The following is a 22,097-nucleotide window of genomic DNA, read 5'->3' as shown; positions in this document are numbered from 1 at the left end:
GGCCGAAACATATGGTTTTCGGGCGTTTCTGCTGTTGCCGCTGGCGGGTCGCTGAAATATACTGTCGTATATGGGAAGTTGTGACTTTTTTCCGGCAGGGGTGCCGGGTGGTCCCATGTAGGGAGTTACGAAATTGACAGCGGCAGCCAATCAGGATGATGGCACGGGTTTTACCGACCCCAGCTTGGAAGATGTGCTTGATACACGCACGGAAAATGGTTCCGCAGCGGGTGATGGCGCCACAGTGGATTCCAGAAATGCCGGGGCGTCTCCTGCACAGGTGCCGCAATCAATTGCGACCCAGGTTTTTACCAACATTCAAAATGTTATTGGCAGCGCCTATAACGATGTGCTGATTGCCGATGGCTCAACGCTTAGCCTTGATGGCGGGGCGGGCAACGATACGCTGGTGGCCGGTGAAGGCAACGACCATTTGACCGGCGGGCATGGCCGCGACCTTTTTGTTTTGCAGCAGGGTTTTGGGCAAACCACGATTAGCGATTTTGACCCGTCGCAAGATTCCCTGTCGCTGGGGGGGGCGGGCGTTAAAACAGTTCAGGATCTGATCAGCCTTGCCCATGAAGACGCCGGAAATGTCATTATTACGTTCGATAATGGCGATGTGCTGGTGTTGCAAAACCTGACACTTGCCGACCTGCAAGCCGTGTCGATTGTTGATGCTGGTGACACCGTCGGTCTGGCCGATGGCAGCACGATTACCCTGCCTGATCTTTCATCCCTCAATTACATCGAAGGCAGTGCCGATGATGACGTGATCGCCGGAACATCGGGCGATGATGCGATCAGCGGCGGGGGCGGCAATGATGTTATCGACGGTGGCGATGGCAATGACAGCCTGTCCTATTGGGGCCAGCTTGACGGTGTTGATGTTGATCTGGGGGCAAGTACTGCCAGCAGTTCCAATGGCCGCGATACGGTTTCTTTTTCCAATATCGACAATGTTGCCGGATCAAATGGCAACGATACGCTGCGCGGCGACGCCAGCGACAACATCCTGTATGGCGCAGGCGGGGACGATACATTTTCCCCAGGCGGTGGCAACGATCAGATCATCGGCGGCGACGGCAACAATACCATTGATTACAGCGATGCCGAGGGCGGCGTTGTGGTGGATGTGCGTTCCGGTCAGGGCGAAATTACTAATAATACCGATGTAACCCCGGCGGATGAACCGGCTGATACGTCGGGCAACAGCGAAACCGATAGCGGATCTGCCAACGAAAGCACCAATGGTGCAACGGATGGTGAACCGGTCGGGGGTGGCGGTAGCAACGACACCGGCGGGTCATCGGGGGATGACACGACGGGTGGTGATACCAGTACAGGTGAAACCGGCAATGGCGACACCGATGCTGGCACGGGCACGGGTACGGATGCGAATGACGGATCCGGTGACAACACAGGTTCCGGTGATGCCGGTTCAACAGATGGTTCGGGAGATACATCTGGCGAGGCAGCAACCGGCGACGGATCAACAGATGGTGGCACCGATGGTGCCACAAATGGCGGTGATGAAACGGCGGGTGATAACGGTAGCAACGACACCAGCGGGGCATCGGGGGACGGCACGACGGGTGGCGATACCAGTACAGGTGAAACCGGCAACGGCGACACCGGTGCTGGCTCTGGCCCGGATACGAATGGCGGGTCCGGGGAGAATACAGGTTCCAGTGATGCCGGTTCAACGGATGGCTCAGGGGATACATCTGGCGAGGCATCAACCGGCGACGGATCGACAGACGATGGCACCAATGGTGCGACGAATGGCGATGGTGACACGGCGGGGGATAACGGCAGCAATGACACCAGCGGGGCATCGGGGGATGACACGACAGGTGGCGGTAACAGTGCGGGTGAAACCGGTAACGGCGACACCGGTGCTGGCTCTGGCCCGGATACGAATGGCGGGTCCGGGGAGAATACAGGTTCCAGTGATGCCGGTTCAACGGATGGCTCAGGGGATACATCTGGCGAGGCATCAACCGGCGACGGATCGACAGACGATGGCACCAATGGTGCGACGAATGGCGATGGTGACACGGCGGGGGATAACGGCAGCAATGACACCAGCGGGGCATCGGGGGATGACACGACAGGTGGCGGTAACAGTGCGGGTGAAACCGGTAACGGCGACACCGGTGCTGGCTCTGGCCCGGATACGAATGGCGGGTCCGGGGAGAATACAGGTTCCAGTGATGCCGGTTCAACGGATGGCTCAGGGGATACATCTGGCGAGGCATCAACCGGCGACGGATCGACAGACGATGGCACCAATGGTGCGACGAATGGCGATGGTGACACGGCGGGGGATAACGGCAGCAATGACACCAGCGGGGCATCGGGGGATGACACGACAGGTGGCGGTAACAGTGCGGGTGAAACCGGTAACGGCGACACCGGTGCTGGCTCTGGCCCGGATACGAATGGCGGGTCCGGGGAGAATGACGGTTCCGGTGACGTAGGTTCAACCGATGGATCGGGGGATACATCTGGCGAGGCAGCAACCGGCGACGGATCGACAGACGGTGGCACCGATGGTGTGACGAATGGCGATAGTGACACGGCGGGGGATAACGGCAGCGACGACACCAACGGGTCATCGGGGGATGACACGACGGGTGGCGATACCAGTACGGGTGAAACCGGCAACGGCGGCACGGGTACGGATGCGAATGACGGATCTGGTGCCAACACAGGTTCGGGTGATGCCGGTTCAACCGATGGATCGGGGGATACATCTGGCGAGGCAGCAACCGGCGACGGATCGACAGACGGTGGCACCGATGGTGTGACGAATGGCGATAGTGACACGGCGGGGGATAACGGCAGCGACGACACCAACGGGTCATCGGGGGATGACACGACGGGTGGCGATACCAGTACGGGTGAAACCGGCAACGGCGGCACGGGTACGGATGCGAATGACGGATCTGGTGCCAACACAGGTTCGGGTGATGCCGGTTCAACCGATGGATCGGGGGATACATCTGGCGAGGCAGCAACCGGCGACGGATCGACAGACGGTGGCACCGATGGTGTGACGAATGGCGATAGTGACACGGCGGGGGATAACGGCAGCGACGACACCAACGGGTCATCGGGGGATGACACGACGGGTGGCGATACCAGTACGGGTGAAACCGGCAACGGCGGCACGGGTACGGATGCGAATGACGGATCTGGTGCCAACACAGGTTCGGGTGATGCCAGTTCAACCGATGGATCGGGGGATACATCTGGCGAGGCAGCAACCGGCGACGGATCGACAGACGGTGGCACCGATGGTGCGACGAATGGCGATGGTGACACGGCGGGGGGTAACGACAGCGAAGACACCAGCGGGTCATCAGGGGATGACACGACGGGTGGCGATAACAGTGCGGGTGAAACTGGTAACGGCGACACCGATGCTGGCACGGGCAAGGATGCGAATGACGGATCCGGTGCCAACACAGGCTCCGGTGATGCCGGTTCAACCGATGGATCGGGGGATACATCTGGCGAGGCAGCAACCGGCGACGGATCGACAGACGGTGGCACCGATGGTGTGACGAATGGCGATAGTGACACGGCGGGGGATAACGGCAGCGACGACACCAACGGGTCATCGGGGGATGACACGACGGGTGGCGATACCAGTACGGGTGAAACCGGCAACGGCGGCACGGGTACGGATGCGAATGACGGATCTGGTGCCAACACAGGTTCGGGTGATGCCAGTTCAACCGATGGATCGGGGGATACATCTGGCGAGGCAGCAACCGGCGACGGATCGACAGACGATGGCACCGATGGTGCGACGAATGGCGATGGTGACACGGCGGGTGGTAACGGCAGCGACGACACCAACGGGTCATCGGGGGATGACACGACCGGTGGCGATAACAGCGCGGGTGAAACCGGTAACGGCAACGCTGATACTGGCACGGATAAGGATGCGGATGATGGATCCGGTGACAACACAGGCTCCGGTGATGCCGGTTCAACAGATGGATCGGGGGATACATCTGGCGAGACTCCAACCGGCGACGGATCGACAGACGGTGGCACCGATGGTGTGACGAATGGCGATGGTGACGCGTCGGGTGGTAACGGCAGCGACGACACCAGCGGGTCATCGGGGGATGACACGACGGGTGGCAACAGTGATGCCAGTGAAACCGATGAAACCGGCGAAGATGGCAGCGACGGCGACAATGGAACTGATGGCACCACGCCGAGTGATAATGTTCCAACGGCTGGTCGTGACATTGTGCATGGCAGTGCCGGGGCCGATACGCTGGCCGGGGCTGATGGCAATGATACCTTGCAGGGGGGCGACGGCGATGACGTGCTTGATGGCGGCAATGGCGCCGACATTTTGCAAGGCGGTGCCGGAAATGATTCCCTGACCGGTGATTCCGGTGATGACGTGTTGCAGGGGGGGGACGGCGATGATTTGCTGGATGGCGGCACGGGCAATGACATTGTGCAAGGCGGTTCGGGCAATGACAGCCTGATTGGCGGCGATGGCAATGATGTTGTGCAGGGCGGCGCTGGTGACGATTATTTGCGCGGTGGCCTGGGTGATGACCAGTTGCAGGGTGGTGAAGGCACGGATACCGCCGATTATGGCGATGCCATTGGGGGTGTGCGGGTTGACCTTGCCAATGAAACCGCGACGGGTGGTGCCGGGAATGACATTGTTCAGATGGTTGAAAATGTTGAAGGGTCATCCTTTGACGATCATTTGACCGGTGATGACGGCAATAACGTTTTGTCGGGCGGTGATGGCATTGACACCCTGACAGGCGGCGCTGGCGATGACACCCTGACAGGCGGGGCGGGTGTTGACGATATTCAACTGACCGAAGGTTTTGGCAACGATATTGTTACCGATTTTGAAACCGGTGCCGATATTATTGATTTGTCGCGTTTGGCCGTGCCTGATTTTGCCACGCTTCAGAGCATGATGAGCGATGACGGCAACGGCAATACCATTATTGATTTTGGGGATGACGGATCGTTGACATTGGAAAATGTCGATGCGTCGTCGTTAACGCAGGATAATTTCCGTGGTTTTGGCCGCATTTTTGCCGATGATGCCGATGATTCGGTTGCCGGTACCAGTGGCGATGATGCCATTTACGGGTTTGATGGCGACGATACCCTGCAGGGTGGCGCGGGTAATGACGTTCTGTCGGGCGGTGATGGTAACGACGTTTTAAATGGTGGCGCGGGGGATGATACCCTGCGCGGCGAAGAAGGCATTGATACCGTTGACTATTCGGATGCCGCCGGCAGTGTAAATGTTGATCTGGCGGCAGGAACGGCCACCGGTGCTGCGGGCAATGATGTTCTGGACCGGATCGAAAACGTTATCGGATCAGATTATAACGACACCTTGAATGGCGATGGCGGGGTAAACCGGCTTGAGGGCGGTGCTGGCAATGACGTGATCACCGGCGGCGGTGGCAATGATGTGCTGGATGGCGGTGCAGGGGATGACAGTTTTGTCGGTGAAGCAGGAAATGACACCTATATTGGTGGCAGTGGCACCGATACCCTTGATTTAAGCGCGCGCGACACCGCACAGAATGTTGACCTTGCCAATGGCACTGCCGCCGACACATCGACCGGTGAAATTGACGGTGTTAGCAGCGTTGAAAACATCCTTACTGGCAGTGGCAACGATGTTGTAAAGGGCGATGCCGCCAATAACCACCTGCAAACCGGTGCTGGTGACGATACATTGGCTGGCGGGGGTGGCGATGATATCCTTGACGGTGGCGATGGCAGCGATACCGTTAGCTACGCAAATGACGGTGCTGTTCAGGTTGATCTTGCCGCAGGCCATGCCGACCTTGCATCAGGTAGCCAGACCCTTTCAAACATTGAAAATGTTACCGGTTCGGCCGGGGATGACCATATTTCGGGCGATAATGGCGCGAATATTCTAAATGGTGGTGCCGGTAACGATGTGCTGGTGGGGGCCGGAGGTGATGATACGCTGATTGGTGGTGCCGGCACCGATACTGCAGATTATTCGGCTAACAACGCTGACTTGTCGATTAACCTGGCAAATGGCACGGCGACCGGCGAAGGCAATGACACGTTGCAATCGGTGGAAAATGTTATTGCTGGTGCCGGTAACGACATTATCCATGGCAACGGCAGTGATAATAATATCGATGCCGGTGCGGGTAACGATACCGTTTTCGCCAGCACCGGGGCGGACGTGCTTGAAGGTGGCAGCGGCACCGATACCCTGTCCTTTGGCGATAACACTGGCGGTGTCACCCTTGATATCGGTAGCGGCACGGCCACCATTGGCGATTCCACCACCAGCTTTTCCGGGTTCGAGCAATATGAAGGTTCGGCGGGTGCCGATACCCTGACGGGTAGCGATGCCGCCGACACCATCCGTGCCGGTGCCGGGAATGACACGATTGATGGCGGGGCAGGCGATGATGTGTTGTCGGGCGGTGCCGGGGCAGACAGCTTTGTGGTTTCCAGCGCCAGCGGTAACGACTTGATTACCGATTTTGACCCGACCAGTGACATCCTTGATATTCAGGGCATTGACGGGCTGGAACTGTTTGCCGATGTGGCCCCGCTGATTGGTGAAAACGCCCAGGGTTTTGCCACCATTACTGTTGGCGATAGTGTTATTACGCTGGAAAATGTAAGCCCGGATGACCTTACCTACCGGAATTTTGCCGGTGTACGGTCGCTGGAAGGCACGCCTGATGCAGATATATTGCAAGGAACCAATCGCAGTGATGTGATTGATGGCCTGGCCGGGAACGACACCATTGACGGGTTTGGCGGCAATGACACAATTGATGGCGGGGACGGCAACGATATTGTTTCGGGTGGCGATGGTAACGACCTGATTGGCGGTGGTGCCGGTGCCGATAATTTAAGCGGTAACGCCGGAAACGATACGATCACCGGCGGTGATGGCAATGACATTGTATCGGGCGGAGAGGGTGCGGATCTTCTTGATGGTGGCAGTGGGAATGACGTGCTTTTGGGGGGCGCAGGCGAGGATACCCTTACTGCCGGGGACGGCGATGATACTCTTTCCGGTGGTGCCGGAAATGATGTGCTTGAAGGCGGCGAAGGCACCGACACCGCAAGTTATGGCGATGCGACCGGTGGTGTGAATGCCGATCTGAGCCAGGGTACAGCCATAGGTGCCGCGGGTAATGACAGCCTGAATGGTATCGAAAATCTTGAAGGATCGAATTTTAACGATGTCTTGGCGGGCGATGCCGGTGACAATACTTTGTCGGGTAATGGCGGCAATGACATCCTGCATGGTGGCGCGGGCGATGACCTGCTGCGAGGTGGCGCGGGTAATGACACTGCCGATTATAGTGATGCTGACGGGGCGGTAACGGTTGATCTGGCCGCGGGTACTGCTGAAGGCGCCGCTGGCAGTGATATTTTGCAAGGCATTGAAAACGTTACCGGTGGTGTGGGTGATGATACCCTTCTTGGGAATGATAGTTCCAATACTCTGTCAGGCGGGGCGGGTAATGATGTGCTGTCGGGCGGCGGCGGCACTGACACCCTTTTGGGTGGCGCAGGCGACGATATTTTAAATGGCGGTGCGGGCAATGACGTTTTAACCGGTGGCGGGGGGGCTGACCAGTTTGTCTTCGGGGCCGATCAGGGCAACGATACCATCACCGATTTTGACCCGGCAGCCGACTTTATTGACCTGTCGGGCTTTGATGTTCCCAATTGGGAAGCCTTGCGCCTTGCCATTGGCAGCAACGATGCGGGTGATGCCGTCATTCGTCTTAACGGCCAGGAACTGACCCTGACGGGGGTTTCGCCCGACGCCCTGACGGCGGCGAATTTTAACGATATATCCTCGTTGGGCGCCACCGAAAATGCTGACCGGATCACCGGGACCGATTTTGCCGAAATGATTGACGGCCTGGCGGGCGATGATGTGATTTCAGGCGGTGGCGGCGATGACGTTATTTTGGCCGGGGCAGGTAATGACACGCTGATTGGCGGTGCCGGGGATGACAGCCTTGATGGTGGTGCTGGTCGGGATATGGCGGATTATGCCGACACCCGGGGCGTGGTTGTTGACCTTGAAAATGGTATCGCAACACAATCCGGTGGTGAAACCGACCACCTGACATCGATTGAAGATATTAACGGATCCGGCTTTGCCGATACACTTATCGGTGATGCGGCCGATAACAGCCTGAGCGGCAATGGCGGCAATGACGTGCTGGCAGGCGCGGGCGGTGATGACGTTCTTTCCGGCGGTGCCGGGGCCGACAGCCTTGATGGTGGGACCGGTAACGACATTCTTGATGGCGGGGCAGATAATGACCTGATTTCCGGCGGGGCCGGAGATGACATTATTGCCGGTGGCGATGGCGATGATTTGCTGCGCGGCGGTTCAGGTGATGACACCATTGATGGCGGTGCCGGAAATGATACTGTTGCCTTTGATGATGTCACGGGGGGCGTCAATGCGGATCTGACCACAGGGCAGGCAACAGGCATTGATGGTAGCGATAGCCTTGCCAATATTGAAAATCTGACCGGTTCGGATTTTGACGATGTGCTGTCGGGCGACGGGCAGGCCAATATTTTGCAAGGCGGTGCCGGGAACGACGTATTATCCGGTCTCGACGGCGACGATACCCTGGTTGGCGGGTTGGGTGACGATACGATTTCGGGCGGAGAGGGCAACGATACCGTCAGTTATGCCGATGCCGGAACCAACGGCGTTACTGTTGATTTATCGCAGGGAACGGCCACCGGCGCAGCAGGCAACGACCAGCTTGACGGTATTGAAAATATTACCGGGTCTGACGGCGATGATATTCTAGCCGGGGATGACGGGATTAACCGGATTTCCGGTGGTGCGGGCAATGATACCCTGCGTGGTGGCGCGGGCGATGATACCCTGTCGGGCGGTGAAGGTGCCGACCTTTACAAGGTTGCTGCCGGTGACGGCCATGATCTGGTTACCGACTTTAACGTTGCGACTGATCGCATTGATGTTGGCGAACTTGATATCGATACCTATGGCCGCTTGCGCGAAAATATGACGGTCGATGCCAATGGCAACCTGGTGGTTGACCTGGGTGATGGCACCAGCATGACCTTGCAGGGTGTTGGTCTGGACGATATTTCGGCCGCCAATTTTGTTGGCATTCACGATATTACAGGGACATCGGGCGACGATATTCTGATCGGCACGTCAGCGGACGACACCATGTCGGGGCTGGAAGGCAACGACACCATTATTGGCCTGGATGGTAATGATTATTTGCTGGGCGGGGATGGTAATGACCAACTGACCGGCGGCATGGGAAGTGATTATATCGATGGTGGTGCAGGAACAGATACCGTTCATTTTGATGATGCCACAGGTACCGTTAACGTTGATTTAAGCGAAGGGACAGCCACCGGAGCAGCCGGTAGCGATACCCTTGCCAATATTGAAAATGTCGTTGGTGGATCGGGCAATGACATTTTACGTGGCGATGGCGCCAATAATATTCTGGATGGGGGTATTGGAAACGACACCCTGGCCGGTGGCCTTGGCGATGATACCCTGTTTGGCGGCAGTGGCACCGATACTGCGGATTATAGTACAGCCAGTGGTGCGGTAAATGTTGATCTGGAACATCTGACGGCCATCGGTGCGGCAGGTAATGACAGCCTGGTCGATATTGAAAATATAAATGGTAGCCAGTTTGCCGACACTCTGGCGGGTAGCAGTGTTGACAACGTTCTGATTGGCGGAGCGGGTGACGACAGCTTTATTGGCAGTGAAGGTAACGACACCCTGCGCGGTGATTCCGGTATTGATACCGTAAGTTATGTCAATGCCAACGGTGCGATGACCATTAATCTGGCGCAGGGCTCAGCCATCGGCATGGGGAGCGATCGCCTTGATTCCATTGAGAATGCCAGTGGTTCTCAATATGGTGACACCATTGTCGGCAGCAGTCTTGCCAATACGCTAAGTGGTCTTGCCGGGAATGACACAATTTCCGGTGGGGGCGGCGATGATACCCTTCTGGGTGGTGCCGGGGATGACCTGCTTGATGGTGGCAGCGGCTCGGACGTGATCGATGGCGGCGACGGGGTTGATACCGTTAGCTATGCCAGTGAATTGGGCAACGCGGTTTCGGTTAATCTCGCAACTGGTGTCGGGATAACAAGCAGTGGTACCGACAGCCTGACAAACATCGAAAATGTTATCGGGTCGGCCCGAGACGATATTATTGGCGGCAATGATGCCATCAATACCCTGGTCGGCGGTGCAGGCAATGATACTTTTCTGGGCAGTGCGGGCGATGATGTGCTTCAGGGCGGGGTCGGGTCCGATACCGTTGATTTCAGCAATGTTGGTGCTGCGGTTACTGTCGATTTGGCCGATGGCACCGCGACAGGTGATTTGGGCAATCAAACCCTTGAAAGCATTGAAAATGTAACCGGCACCAATTTTGATGACCATTTGTCGGGTAGCAGTGTCGATAATATTATGCGCGGCGGTGCCGGTAACGATACCATTAATGCCCTTGGTGGCAATGACACGGTGTCGGGCGGGGCTGGCGATGACGTGATTGATGCCGGTGCCGGAAACGACGTGGTTAGCGGGGGTGCTGGAAATGATATTCTGGCGGGCGGTGCAGGCACCGATACGCTCGATTACAGCGAAGCCACCGGAGACGTCACCATTGACCTGGCACAAGGTGTTGCCAGCGGTGCAGACGGAAACGACACCGTTTCCGGGTTTGAAAATGTTACCGGGTCAGCCTTTAACGATACTATTTTCGGCAACAGCGCCAATAACGTGCTGACGGGCGGGGCAGGGGATGACACCCTGACCGGCGGGGAAGGCAACGATATTCTCGATGGCGGGGCTGGGGACGATCACTTCCTCGGCGAAGCGGGCGACGACGTTTATATTGGCGGTGCCGGTCAGGATGTTCTTGATTACAGCACGGCAAATGGTGGCTTGACCATTGATGTCGGTGCGGCAACCGCCAGCGGTGGCGATATTGGCCAGGACCGTTTTTCCGGGATTGAGGAAGTTGTTGGTTCGGATTATGCCGATACCCTGACGGGCAGCAATGATGCCGATATTCTGCATGCCGGGGCGGGAAATGACACCATTTTGGGTGGTGATGGCGATGATTCGCTGTTTGGTGATGCGGGCGACGATTATATCCGTGGCGGTGCCGGGGCCGATGTAATTGACGGCGGCGACGGCATTGATACCGTTAGCTATGACACCGCCACATCTGGCGTAAATGCCAATCTTATGACGGGAAAGGTCAGCGGCGGTGATGCCGATACGCTGACGAATGTTGAAAATATTACCGGTTCCGGTTCAGACGATGTTTTGACCGGCGATGATGGCAACAATATTCTGAATGGTGCAGCAGGCAACGATGTGCTGGCAGGTGGTGCGGGTAACGATGTGCTGTTGGGCGGTACTGGCGATGATACGCTTTCGGGTGGTGCTGGTGTTGACACGCTTGATGGCGGTGCCGGGATTGATACCGTCGATACATCGGCGCAGGGTGGCGACCAGGTGGTTGATCTGGCGCAAGGCACTGTCACCATCAATGGCGAAACCGATAGCCTGGTAAATATTGAAAATATCACCACGGGCGCAGGAAACGACATTATTACCGGCGATGCCGGGGCCAATATCATTATGGCTGGTGCGGGTGATGACCAGATCGACGGCGGGGCCGGTATTGATACTGCGTCCTATCGTAATGTTGACGGTTCTGTCACCGTTGATATGGCAGCCGGAACGGTAAGTGGCAGCGGTGCCGGTACCGATACCCTGACCAATGTTGAAATTGTTGAAGGCACAGATTCCGCCGACAGCTTTATCGGCAGTAGCGGCAGCGACACCTTTGTTGGTGGTGCGGGGAATGACTGGTTCGATGCAGGCAGCGGCAATGACCGCTTAACGCTGGGCGCGGGGAATGACACGGTTGTGTTTAACCCCGGCGATGGTAATGACACCATTACCGATTTTCAGGCCAGCGGCGACGTGATCGACCTGACCGCCTTTAATATTGGCGGCTATGATGCCTTGAAATCGATGTTTGGCACCGATGCCAATGGCAATTTGACGATCAGCCTGAATGGCACTGACAGCATCACGCTTTTAAATGTTAATCCCGCGAATTTGAGTGTGGATAACTTCAAGGGCGTTGATGCCCAACTGGGGACGGAAAATGCCGATGAGCTGACCGGCACCAGTGGCAACGATATTATCAATGCCCTTGACGGCGATGATACCGTTTCAGCAGGGCTGGGCGATGACCGTGTGATTGGCGGCGCCGGTAACGATACGCTGGATGGTGGTTCAGGCGATGACACCCTTATTGGTGGTCAGGGCCGCGATGATTTGCGCGGCGGTGACGGGGTTGATACCGCTGATTATTCCAACGAAGGTAGTGGTATTTCGGCTGATTTGTCGCAAAATACCGTTATCGGTGGGGATGGCGACGATACGCTTGATGGTATCGAAAATGTGACCGGTACCCTGTTTGACGATGTGTTGCGTGGCGATAATGGCAACAACGTGTTAACCGGCCTTTCAGGGGATGACATTTTTGAAGGCGGGGAAGGTGACGATACCCTGCTGGGCGGTGATGGCAACGACACTGTTGATTATTCATCCGCGGCAACCGGCACGCATATTGACCTTGAAAACGGTACTGCAACGGGCCAGGGCACCGATAGCCTTAACAGCATTGAAAACGTGATCGGGTCGGATTTTAACGACGTGATCAAGGGCAGTGCTGCAAATAACACCGTTGCTGCCGGCGGCGGGAATGATGCCATTGATACGGGTGCTGGCGATGATGTGATTGATGCCGGTTCCGGTGCTGATGATATTAATGCCGGTGCCGGGAATGATACCATTTTGGGCGGATCAGGCGACGATGCCATTGATGCCGGCGAGGGTAACGATACCCTGCGCGGCGGCGAAGGCGACGATGTGTTGCAGGGTAATGCCGGGCAGGACTGGATTTATGGTGATGCGGGCGACGACATCATTGATGGTGGCGATGGTAACCACGACGTAGCCGATTATTCCGAAGTTGATGGCCCGGTTGTTGTCGATCTGGTGAACCAGTATGCCAGTGGGGCCGCTGGCAACGATATTGTGCGCAATATCGAACATGTTATTGGCACCGATTATGCCGACACCCTGATTGGCAGCGATGGTGTTAGCACGCTGGATGGCGGATCGGGCAATGACACCCTGATGGGCGGGGCGTCAGATGACGTGATTATCACCGGTGATGGCGACGATATGGTTGTCGTTAAACCGGGCGGTGGCAGCGACAATGTGACCGATTTTGACCCCGAACATGATAAAATCGATCTATCGGCCTATGGTATTGAAACCTATGAAGATTTGTCAGACCGCATGTTTAACGATGCGTCGGGCAATGTGGTTATTTCGCTGGCACCGGGTGAAAGCCTGACGCTGGAAGGTGTTGATATCAACGACCTCGGGCCGGGCAATTTCTATGGCTATGTCACCATAGAAGGCACGGAAAACGACGATATCCTGAATGGCAGCCAGCTTGATGATGAAATCAATGCGCTGGATGGCAACGATATTATCGATGGTAAGAACGGCGATGACGTGATCAATGCCGGTGCTGGCGATGACACCCTGATTGGTGGTGCGGGAGATGATACCCTGCGCGGTGGCGATGGCAATGATACGGTTGATTACGGTGATACCAACACCGGTGTGACGGTTGATCTTGGTGCCGGAACGGCGACTGGTGCCGCAGGCAATGATGTGCTTGATAGCATTGAAAATGCCACAGGCGGCAACGGCAATGATGTTTTGATTGGCGATGAAAACGTCAATATTCTGGATGGCGGAGCGGGTGACGATACCATTTTGGGTGCTGGCGGCGATGACACCCTGATTGGCGGCATTGGCAATGATACCCTGTCTTATGAAGATGCGAATGGCGGGGTTGATGTTGACCTTGCATCGGGCACGGCTGGTGGTGCTGCGGGCAACGATGTTATTTCCGGGTTTGAAAATGTTGAAGGTTCTGCCTTTGACGACACCATAACCGGCAACGCACAGGACAATATTATTTCGGGCGGTGCCGGGGATGATGTGCTGGCTGGCGGGGCGGGGAACGATACCGTTCTGGGCGGCGAAGGTAACGATACCCTGCAAGCTGGTGCCGGGAATGATACGCTGGCCGGTGGTGCGGGCACCGATATGGCCGATTACAGCGACCGTGATACATCGGTTACGGTTGACCTTGCCGATGGTACGGCGCAAAGCGCACAAGGCAATGACAGCCTGATCGATATTGAAGGTGTCACCGGCGGTGCTGGCAACGATACGCTGGCCGGTTCGGATGGCGATAATATTCTTGTTGGCGGTGCGGGTGATGACAGCCTGTTTGGCCGCGATGGTAACGATACGCTGGCCGGTGGGCTGGGCGCGGACCTGATCGATGGCGGTGCAGGTGATGATGTGCTGCATTTTGAAACCGACAGCATCGCCGATACCAGCGACACGACCGACAATGTTGGCAGCCCAACCAGTGCTGGAACCGGTGAAATAGCCGATATTTCCGGCAAAAACCTGTCATCGGACAGTTTTGTGGGCGGTTCTGGCGTTGATACGCTGGTGGCGGGCGATGGCGATGACGCCATTATTCTGGATCATGACCATGCCAATGGCGGGGCGGACCAGCCATCACTTGTCGATATTGAAAACATTCAGGCCGGTGGCGGCGATGATGTTGTTGACCTGACCAGCGAAAAATTCAGCTATGGCGATGTCACCATTGATGGTGGCGACGGCAACGATACCTTGTGGGCCAATGATGGCAACGATGTTATTTCCGGCGGTGCCGGGGATGACAACATTCGTGCTGGCGCAGGCAACGACACCATTGATGGTGGCGATGGCAATGATGTGATCGATGGCGGCGCCGGTGCCGATACCTTGCTGGGTGGTGCCGGGGATGACAGCCTTTCGGGCGGTGCGGATGCCGACACGCTTTCGGGCGGTGACGGTAATGACGTGCTTGACGGGGGTGCTGGCAACGACGTGATCGATGGCGGCGACGGTGTCGATACCTTGCTGGGGGGGGCGGGGGACGACAGCCTTTCGGGCGGTGCGGATGCCGACACGCTTTTTGGCGGTTCTGGCAACGATGTGCTTGACGGGGGAACTGGCAACGATGTGATCGACGGTGGCGCCGGTGCCGATACCTTGCTGGGTGGTGCGGGTGATGACAGCCTTTCGGGCGGTGCGGATGCCGACACGCTTTCGGGCGGTGATGGCAATGATGTGCTCGACGGGGGTGCTGGCAATGACGTGATCGACGGTGGTGCCGGCGATGACGTTGTGCGTGCTGGTGCGGGCGACGATGTTTTGTTGGGTGGCGCTGGCACCGATACCCTTGATTTGGCCGGAGCCAATGGCGCGCAAATTGACCTTGCCAATGGCACAGCGACATCAGATGCGACAGGAACCGACAGTATTGACGGGTTTGAAAACGTTATTGGGACCGAGGGTGACGACACCGTTATTGGTAATGATGAGGCCAACCTGATTGATACCGGTGCGGGTAACGATACCATTTCGGCCGGTGCCGGGGATGACCATGTAATTGCCGGAAGCGGCGATGATACCGTGGCAATGGACGCGGGGAACGATACCCTTGAAGGCGGCGATGGCACCGATACGCTTGATCTTTCCGGCATGACAGGCGGCGTTGATGTTGACCTTGCAGCGGGCACGGCCAGCGGTGAGCAGACCGGCTCTGACATCATTAACGGCTTTGAAAATATTACCGGGTCGGGTGCAAACGACCAGTTAACAGGCGATACCGGGGCCAACACCATTGATGGTGGTGCGGGTAACGACATGATTGCCGGTGGGGCTGGCGATGATGTGCTGATCGGTGGGGCCGGAAACGATATTATCGATGCCGGATTAGGCAATGATGTGGTGTCGGGTGGTTCCGGCAACGACACATTTGTCTTTGCCGATGGCACCGACCACGATGTGGTGACCGACTTTACCCCGGGGCAGGATGTTATTTCACTGCCCGACAGTAACATTACCACCTGGACCGATTTGCAGCCGCTTTTGGGCAGCAATGATGCGGGTGATGCTGTGATTAACCTGCCGCAAGGCGGCACGGTAACCTTGCAGGGTGTTGCGGTTGACCAGCTTGGCCCCGACCAGTTTGACGGGGTGCAAAATGTTGGCACACCGGGTGACGATACCCTGACGGGCACCGACGGCGACGACAACTTTGACACCATTGGCGGTAACGACACGGTTAGCGTGGGTGCGGGTAACGATACTGTTGCCGGGGGAACTGGCAATGACACCATCGATGGCGGCAGCGGCGACGATGTGCTTGATGGCGGCGACGATGACGACCATCTGAGCGGCGGCACCGGCACCGATACCCTTTCGGGCGGGGCTGGCGACGATGTATTGCAGTTTGAAGGCGACAGACAGGGCCAAACGGGCGATCAGACCGACCATGCCGGAAGCCCCGGCATGCCGGGCACCGGCGCGATTGCCGACCTCGATGGCAAAGGATTAAGCAACGACAGCTTTGATGGCGGCAGCGGCACGGATACCTTGCTGGGCACATCGGGCGATGATGCCATTATTCTCGATGGCGATCATGCCGGTGGCAGCGATGCCCCGGCGCTTAGCGATATTGAAGTGATCGATGCTGGCGATGGCAACGACGTTGTTGATCTGACCAGCGGTAAATATGCCTATGGCGACACCACACTTGATGGTGGTGCGGGCGATGATACGTTGTGGGCCAATGCGGGCAACGATACCTTGTTGGGCGGCGCGGGTAACGACGCCCTGAATGGCGGCGCGGGCAACGACGTGGTTGACGGCGGTGCCGGAAACGACACGCTGGTTGCCAGTTCCGGCAATGATACCCTTGTGGGCGGTGATGGCACCGATACGCTGGATATGGCTTCGGCCAACGGGGCGACGGTAAACCTGGCAACGGGCACCGCATCTTCGGGGGCGACCGGCACGGATCAGCTTTCCGGGATTGAAAATGTTAGCGGCTCGGCGGGCAACGATACTCTGACCGGTAATGACGGGGCCAACAGCCTTGCCGGGCTGGCAGGCAATGACGTGATAGACGGCGGTGCCGGTAACGACGTGATTGATGCCGGTGCGGGCGATGATACGGTTGTGGCTGGTGCCGGTGATGACCTGCTTATTGGCGGGGACGGCACCGATACCCTTGATATGACCGGTGCCGGTCAGGCCCATGTTGATTTGTCCGCCGGAACAGCGACGGGCGATGCCAGCGGCACAGATACCCTTTCGGGCTTTGAAAACGTTATTGGCTCTGCCGGGGATGATACGATCGCCGGGTCGGAGGGTGATAACGTTATTAATGCCGATGCAGGCAATGACAGCGTTGCTGCCGGGGCCGGAAACGATACGGTTGATGGCGGCGCAGGCAACGATATTCTTGATGGCGGCGCTGGCGACGATCTTTTGTCCGGTAATGATGGCAATGATAGCCTGCTGGGCGGTCTGGGCAATGATACCTTGTTGGGCGGTGCCGGAAATGATGTTCTTGACGGTGGCGCAGGCAATGATCAGCTTTCGGGTGGTGACGGTGCCGATACGCTTTCGGGCGGCGACGGGAACGACATTCTCGATGGTGGCACAGGCGACGACCAGCTTTCTGGTGGCGACGGCGTTGATACCCTTTCGGGTGGTGCCGGAGATGATGTGCTTGACGGCGGCGCAGGTAACGACCTGATCAGCGGTGGCGACGGGGCTGATACGCTTTTGGGTGGGGTTGGCGACGACAGCCTTTCGGGTGGTGCTGGCAATGATGTGATTAACGCCGGTGCAGGCAATGACATTATCGATGGCGGGGCCGGGTCCGACACGCTGGTCTTTGCCGATGGCACAGACCATGATGTGGTAAACGGCTTTACCGTTGGCGAAGACGTTATTTCCCTGCCTGATGTCAATGTTTCAAGCTGGACCTTGTTGCAGCCCTATCTGGGTGAGAACGACAATGGCGATGCCGTCATTACCCTGCCGCAGGGTGGAACGATTACCCTGACCGGTGTGGCCCTTGCCGATTTGAATGCCGATGCCTTCGATGGTGTGGAAAATGTTGCCACCGATGGTGACGATACCCTCGGCGGTGGTGATGGCGACGACACGATTGATGCCGGTGCCGGTAACGATACCCTGACCGGCGGCGACGGCAACGACACGCTGGGCGGTGGTGCCGGAGACGACAGCCTTGATGGCGGTGCGGGCGATGACAGCCTTGGTGGCGGTGATGGTGCCGATACGCTGGGCGGTGGTGATGGCAATGACACCATCGATGGCGGCAGTGGCGATGATGTGATTTCGGGCGGCGATGGCGAGGACACACTGGGCGGCGGCGAAGGCCGCGATACCGTATTGGGCGGTGCTGGCAACGATACCCTGCATTTTGAAGCTGACCAGACTGGCACGACCACAGACAGTACCAACAATGTTGGCAGCCCCGGCGTTGCCGGTACCGGCGATGTGGCATCGCTGAATGGTGCCGGGCTTAGCGACGATGTGTTTGATGGCGGCGATGGCATTGATACCCTGCAAGGGACCAATGGCAAGGACGCCGTTATTCTTGATGATAATCATGCCAGTACCAGCACTGGTACGCCGGGTATTGTTGACGTTGAGGTTATCAATACCGGTGCAGGCGACGACGTTGTCGATTTAACATCAACCCGGTTTGGTTATGGCGATGTCACGGTTGATGGTGGCAGCGGCGACGATACCCTTTGGACCAGTCAGGGCAACGACACCATTGTCGCCGGTGATGGCAATGATGCCGTGCATGGTGGAGCCGGGAACGACGATATTTCCGGTGGTGCCGGGAATGACCGCCTTGATGGCGGCACCGGCGACGACGTTATTGATGGTGGTACCGGCAATGATACCCTTGCCGGTGGTGACGGAAATGACAGCCTTGCCGGTGGCGAAGGCAACGATACGCTGGACGGTGGAGCCGGGAACGACAGCCTTTCGGGCGGTGCCGGAAATGACGTGATTGCCGATGGTGCGGGCAATGACATCGTTTCGGCCGGTGATGGCAACGATACATTGCTGGCTGGTGCGGGTGACGATGTGCTGGCGGGCGATGGCGGGTTTGACACGCTTGATATGTCGCAGGCGCAATCGGGCGCGACGGTTAACCTGCAGGACGGCACAGCTGTTTCGGCGCAAACCGGGCACGATACCCTAAGCGGTATTGAAAATGTCACCGGTGGTTCCGGGCGTGATTTCATTACAGGCAATGATGTTGGCAACCGCCTTGACGGTGGGGCCGGGCATGACGTGGTGACCGGCGGTGCCGGGGCCGACCATTTGTTGGGCGGCAGCGGTAACGATGTGCTCGATGGGGCCGCGGGCAATGACAGCATTGATGCCGGAACCGGCGATGACTGGGTTTATGCCGGTGCAGGCGATGACATTTTAAATGGCGATGCCGGGATCGACACCCTGGATATGAGCCGCGCCATTGGCGCTGTTACAGTTGATCTGGCCGCAGGTACCGCCAGCAGCGGTTCCACCGGTAATGATACTGTTTCCGGTTTTGAAAATGTGGTTGGCGGGGCTTCGAACGATACCTTGCTGGGCAGCAATGGTGACAATTCGCTGGCCGGTGGTGCGGGCAATGATCTGCTTGATGGCGGCATTGGGGACGATACATTAACCGGTGGTGCCGGCAATGATGTGTTCCGTTTTGCCGATGGTGTTGATGATGATGTGGTAACCGACTTCACCCATGGTCAGGATACCATTTCCCTGCCCGATAGCGGCTATATCAGCTGGACGCAATTGCGCGAACAGATGGTTGATGACGGCCATGGCAACACCATTATCAACCTGCCTGCCGGTGGTACAGTTACGCTTCAGGGCGTTCCGCTTGGCACGTTGGGCGCAGATGATTTTGTCGGTGTTGCCGATGGTGGCACTGCCTATGACGACAACCTTGCCGGGGGCGAGGGCGACGATGAAATAGACGGGCTGGATGGCAACGACACTATTGCCGGTGGTGCCGGTGACGATACCCTGTCGGGCGATGGCGGCAATGATACGTTATCGGGCGGCACCGGGGATGACACGGTTTTGGGTGGCGATGGCAATGACAGCCTGGGTGGCGATGCCGGTAACGATACCCTTGCCGGTGGCGCTGGCGATGACAGCCTTGCCGGTGGTGCCGGTGATGACAGCCTTGCGGGCGGTAATGGCAACGATACGCTGGGCGGCGGCGACGGGACTGATCAGCTCGACGGTGGTGCGGGCGATGATGTGTTGCAATTTAATGCCGATGATCAGGCTGACGCCGGCACAACCACGCAAAATGAGGGCAGCCCGGGTGTCAGTGGCACTGGTGATGTCGCCGATATTGGCAACCATGCCATTTCGGCCGACAGCTTTATCGGTGGCGATGGCAACGATACGCTGCAATTGTCGGACGGTAATGATGCGCTGGTGCTTGATGGTGGTAAATTGGGGCTGGGCGGTGAAGGTACCACCGAAACCCGCAGCTTTGGCCTGACCAATCAGTCCACCCCTGATCAGGTGCAATCGGCATGGTCCGGTGCCGGGCTTTATGCCTATGATTTCGGGGTTTCAGTGACCGATGAAAACGGCAAGCTGAACCTGGGCGCCGGGACAGACACCATTTCCTATGATGGCAACGGCATTGGCAATAATGGTGGCAGCCCGGCGAGCAGTCAGATCAACCATAACGGCCAAACCGGACAAAGCGAAAGCATCGTTGTTGATCTCGGCGCGGATTCTGTCCGTGCGACGATTCAGGTTTCCAACATGCTTAAAGGGGAATCCGGTGGGGAAACCGGCAGCTGGCAGGCATTTGATGCCGATGGCAACCTTGTTGCGACGGGCGATTTGAACGCGGATACCATCGATTACACCAGCGGCGATGTTGGCACAGCCGAAATTTCCGTGCTGGATGCCAGCGGTAACCCGGTTTCCTTCCGTTACCTGTCCTTTGCGGCCGAACCTTATGGCAATGGCGCACAGGGCAGCGACAGCAGCGATTATTTCCTGCGGTCCATTCGTTTTGATGCGGTAACCGAGGCACCGGCAGGTGCCCAGATTGACGGTATTGAAACCATCGCCGCAGGTAATGGTAATGACGTGGTCGATTTGACCAGTGACCATTTGACCTATGGCGATGTCGTTATTGATGGCGGTAATGGCAACGACACCCTGTGGGCCAATGCCGGTAACGATACCCTTCTGGGCGGTAATGGTTTTGACAATCTGTATGGTGGTGCCGGGAACGATACGCTGGATGGCGGGTCAGGCAACGACATGCTGGATGGTGCATCGGGCAATGATTACCTGATTGGCGGCGTGGGTGCCGACACCCTGCGCGGTGGCCTGGGTGATGACACCATTTATGGCGGCGGTGATGTTGATACCGTGCTGTTTGATGATGCCATTTCGGGTGTAAATGTTGACTTGTCGGCCAATACCGCCACCGGTGGTGCGGGCAACGATGTGTTGCAATATGTTGAAAATGTTGTCGGTTCGGACTTTAACGATACGATTAACGGTAACGCATCGGCCAATGTTCTGAACGGCGGTGCGGGTGATGACACCCTTTCGGGTGGTGCAGGCAACGACACGCTGATCGGTGGCGAAGGGCGCGATACCGCTGATTACAGCACATCTGGCAGTGGCGTAACGGTTAACCTTGCCTCGGGCTCGGCCCAGGTAGGGGCCGGCGAAACCGACCGGCTGTCCTCCATCGAGGATGTGATCGGTTCATCAAAAGATGACGTTTTGACCGGCAATGCGGGCGATAACCTGCTTGATGGCGGCGCAGGCAACGATACCCTGTCGGGCGGCGACGGGGCCGATACGCTTTTGGGCGGTGCCGGAAACGACACCCTTAAAGGTGGCGATGGTGCTGACAGCCTGTCAGGTGATGCTGGCAATGATACCCTTGATGGCGGTGCCGGAAATG

The 22,097-nt window shown here is 57.5% G+C and carries 1 protein-coding gene; it reads left to right on the top strand.

What is annotated here, in order from left to right; translation table 11 throughout:
* Positions 1-133: 133 nt before the first annotated feature.
* Positions 134-22,097: hypothetical protein (locus THS27_RS10965; protein ID WP_085590760.1), on the top strand; the 21,964-nt coding region annotated here is incomplete at its 3' end.

The sequence above is a fragment of the Thalassospira sp. MCCC 1A01428 genome, assembly GCF_002115825.1.
GTDB lineage: Bacteria > Pseudomonadota > Alphaproteobacteria > Rhodospirillales > Thalassospiraceae > Thalassospira.
This window is presented reverse-complemented; position numbering and strand designations above follow the sequence as displayed.